This is a genomic window from Acinetobacter sp. YH01025 (genome assembly GCF_013420185.1).
In the GTDB taxonomy this organism is placed as follows: domain Bacteria; phylum Pseudomonadota; class Gammaproteobacteria; order Pseudomonadales; family Moraxellaceae; genus Acinetobacter; species Acinetobacter indicus.
This window is the reverse complement of record NZ_VOYR01000030.1, coordinates 1-3,445: the sequence shown is the minus strand read 5'-3', so window position 1 is coordinate 3,445 and position 3,445 is coordinate 1. Positions and strand designations below refer to the sequence as shown.

4 protein-coding genes are annotated in these 3,445 nt (G+C 47.8%); 1 reads left to right on the top strand and 3 read right to left on the bottom strand.

Annotation, left to right across the window (positions count from 1 at the left end; all coding sequences use genetic code 11):
- The first annotated feature begins 663 nt into the window (after positions 1-663).
- A complete protein-coding gene (mph, locus tag FTT89_RS14360) occupies positions 664-1,551 on the top strand; it encodes an Mph(E)/Mph(G) family macrolide 2'-phosphotransferase (protein WP_071830579.1) in 888 nt (295 codons plus the stop codon).
- A 73-nt stretch (positions 1,552-1,624) separates the two neighbouring features.
- Here mph and FTT89_RS14355 read toward each other — a convergent pair whose 3' ends face one another.
- The 3 genes from FTT89_RS14355 to sul2 all read right to left on the bottom strand — a co-directional run bounded on the left by FTT89_RS14355 (position 1,625) and on the right by sul2 (position 3,301).
- Entirely contained in the window at positions 1,625-2,089 is a 465-nt protein-coding gene (locus tag FTT89_RS14355) for an ATP-binding protein (RefSeq protein WP_071830580.1), read from the bottom strand.
- Positions 2,090-2,150: 61 nt separating this feature from the next.
- Positions 2,151-2,399, bottom strand: a complete 249-nt coding sequence (locus tag FTT89_RS14350) for a phosphoglucosamine mutase (RefSeq protein WP_071830581.1) — start codon at positions 2,397-2,399, stop codon at positions 2,151-2,153.
- Positions 2,400-2,485: 86 nt separating this feature from the next.
- The gene (gene sul2, locus FTT89_RS14345) at positions 2,486-3,301 is read right to left on the bottom strand and encodes a sulfonamide-resistant dihydropteroate synthase Sul2 (protein WP_001043260.1); all 816 of its coding nucleotides are present in this window, start codon (positions 3,299-3,301) and stop codon (positions 2,486-2,488) included.
- Positions 3,302-3,445 lie beyond the last annotated feature (144 nt).

Genomic DNA, 3,445 nt, shown 5'->3' with positions numbered 1-3,445 from the left:
CACCGGCTGAGCTGCTCCTGGGTCTGTTTGACTGACGAGCCTGAAGGCCAACGATACCAATCAAAATGCTGCGTTCACAGCGCCGCGGCAGGGATCCGCCGTGCTGGTTGTCGGAAAAGGAGCCGCTCAGCCGGATTGGGTTGCATCGCAGGGGTGTCGAAAGAGTCAACTGCGGTCCAAAGCTGTTGGACTTGGGTGAAAAGGGCGTTTATTCTTCCTATACGTGAACCGCATCCTACGGAATGAGTAACCCTTGCCCTATTGTGAGTAGAACGTCGTATAATTCAAACGAAAGCAGTTAATAGGTATGAAATATCACAGCACAAAAGAGCGACAGGACATGTTTAGATGATGTTATTATAAAATAATAACATCATGGATGAATAAAAAATAATTTTCTATCTTTACAACTATGTTATACTTCTATGATAAGGCTATGATGGCAAAGCCTTGGTTTTCCTAATCAAATAGTCGCCGAGATGGCTTCAATGCGACAGTAGGTCTACTGTCTCACAATTAATTCATGTATCAGATTTTTGTTCCCTGATGGGAAGTGTTATCCATACGAAAAGAATATGGGTAAAGTGTTACACCTGTATATGACATTCAGAATGTCCTGTCGGGGGAACTGGTACCAATTTAATAAAAGAAAACAGTATAGAAATGACAATCGAAGATATGCAAACATTAGCCCTAGAGCATGGGCTGAGAATTTCGGAAGAGATGAGCGTCAATGAGATGGGCATCGACTTTAGAGTTGCCTTTGTAAAGGAAGTAAACGGTGAGAACTGGGTACTCCGTATACCTCGAAGAAGCGATATGCTTGAACAAATCGAAAATGAAAGTAGAATATTGGATTTAGCCAAAAGAAACCTGTCGATCAATGTCCCTGATTGGAAAATTGTATCGGAGCGCCTAATAGCCTACCCTTTACTGGAGGATGCGCCTGCTCTGACATTCGATGCGATAACACATGAGGTTTCTTGGAACATAGATCGCGATAGCATAGCTTATGTGGAGTCTCTGGCAAAATCATTGGCCGAATTACATCGTATTACAGCTGACGATGTGAGAAAGAGCAACTTGAAAATAATGACTCCAAGTGAATTGAGGACCGAAATAGCTGACCGTATCCACTTGGTGAAATCTGAGATAGGTATCAGCGAGCCGTTGGAAAACAGATACCGTAGATGGTTGGACAATGACCCTTTGTGGCCTGAATTCACTTGTTTCATCCATGGCGATCTCTATGCAGGGCATGTCTTAACCTCGAAGGAAGGTAAGACCTCTGGTATCATAGATTGGTCTACTGCGCATATGGGTGATCCTGCACTGGACTTTTCTGGTCACGTATCGGTTTTTGGAGAGGATAGCCTGAAGAGTTTGATAACGGAGTATGCTAAACAAGGCGGAACGATATGGGATAGGCTCTACGAACAATCTATAGAGAGGGCTGCTGCAGCTCCATTAGCATATGGCGCTTTTGCGGTAGAGTGCAACGACGATAATCATATCAATGCCGCCAGAGCAGCCTTAGGTATTGTTCAATAAAATGATGTGAGGATACTTTTTTAAATGCTAAAATAGGAGTTCGATTGGTGCCACTTAAGAGTATCATTGATTTCTATTTTAGCCAGTATCCTCCACTTTTAGGAGCTCCTCGAAACTCGATTTTATGATCATCTCTTAAGATTTTGAGCCACCGCTCTACTATCTTGACAGGAACTAATAGCTCGTTTACTAAAAATGGTGCACGCTTTCCTGGATTAGTTCTTATCTGATTAAATAGTAGATTTACTCCCTCACTTACTCCCTCATTAGATTCGAAAAGTAGCTTTGATGAGACAATAACTCGAAAACCGTGCTGGAAATTTTCAAAGACAGGGGGACGCAGACCATAGGATGCGAAGCCTTCTTGGATTCGTTTGATGCCTGACCCATATTTTTCAATAAAATGCGCTTCTTTGAACGTGGCAGATATCCTTTTATTGCGCGCCCATGGCGAGTAATCTTCACGAAGAAGCTGATCAATCGTTAAGTTATCAGCTAAACCACCTGGATTGAAAAACTCTATGGAATTGTAATACACCCTGATTATGGAATCGGCAAATTAATTTGGACTTGGGTGAAAAGGGCGTTTATTCTTCCTATTACGTTGTCGGCAGCGGGCCAAAAAGGAATACGTCCATGCCCATCGAGGTGAAACCGGCTGTGAGCGCGGGTTCAAGCATATAGCCCGACAGGCGCGTATCCTTGCCGATCACGACACGATGGCGGTGGTCACCGCGACGAAAGACACGGCCAGCCGCCATGCCGACGCGCAAGGCGGTTTCCGCCGTCATCGCGCCTTCGTTGGCTTTGCCACGAATACCGTCTGTGCCGAAATATTTGCGCACCATAAGGTCGATTATCCTGTCGTCGGGTCGCCCTCAAAGGGGACATGCCTGCTGAACCGCGAATATAGAGAAATATCCCGAATGTGCAGTTAACGAATTCTTGCGGTTTCTTTCAGCGCCGCCAATACCGCCAGCCCGTCGCGCAAGGGGCGCGGCTCGTGTGTGCGGATGAAGTCAGCTCCACCTGCGGCGGCGGCAAGCTCTGCAGCGAGTGTCGCGGCCCCGACATCCCCCGGACCACGGCCTGTGAGCGCGCGCAGAAAGGATTTGCGCGAAACAGACAGAAGCACCGGCAAATCGAAGCGCAGCCGCAATTCATCGAACCGCGCCAGCACCGAGAGCGAGGTTTCGGGAGCAGCCCCCAGAAAAAACCCCATGCCGGGATCAAGGACAAGGCGGTTGCGTTTGATACCGGCACCCGTCAGCGCCGCGATGCGCGCGTCAAAGAACGCCGCAATGTGATCCATGATGTCGCCAGCGGGTGCCTCGCGCCGATCTGCCTGCCCGTCTTGCACCGAATGCATAACGACGAGTTTGGCAGATGATTTCGCCAATTGCGGATAGAACGCAGCGTCTGGAAAACCGCGAATATCATTGAGATAGGCCACACCACGCGACAAGGCATAGGCTTGCGTCGCGGGTTGATAACTGTCGAGCGAGACGGGAATGCCATCTGCCTTGAGCGCGTCCAGCACCGGCGCGATACGCGCGATTTCTGTGTCGGACGAAACAGGCGCGGCGTCGGGATTGCTGGATGCCGGACCGAGGTCGATCACATCTGCCCCCTCGGCCATCAGCTTACGCGCCTGCGCAATGGCTGCGTCTGGCGCCAGATACCGGCCTCCATCGGAGAAACTGTCCGAGGTTATGTTGACGATGCCGAAAATGATGAGCGATTTATTCATGGGGGCTTCTATAATAATCTCTGTACACGACAAAAATAGATAACTCATTGAAATAATGTCACAATAATTGTTTTCTAACGACGAATACTATGACACATCTCAATGAGTTATATCTTATCTTAAACAAATCTCTAAAATGGAACA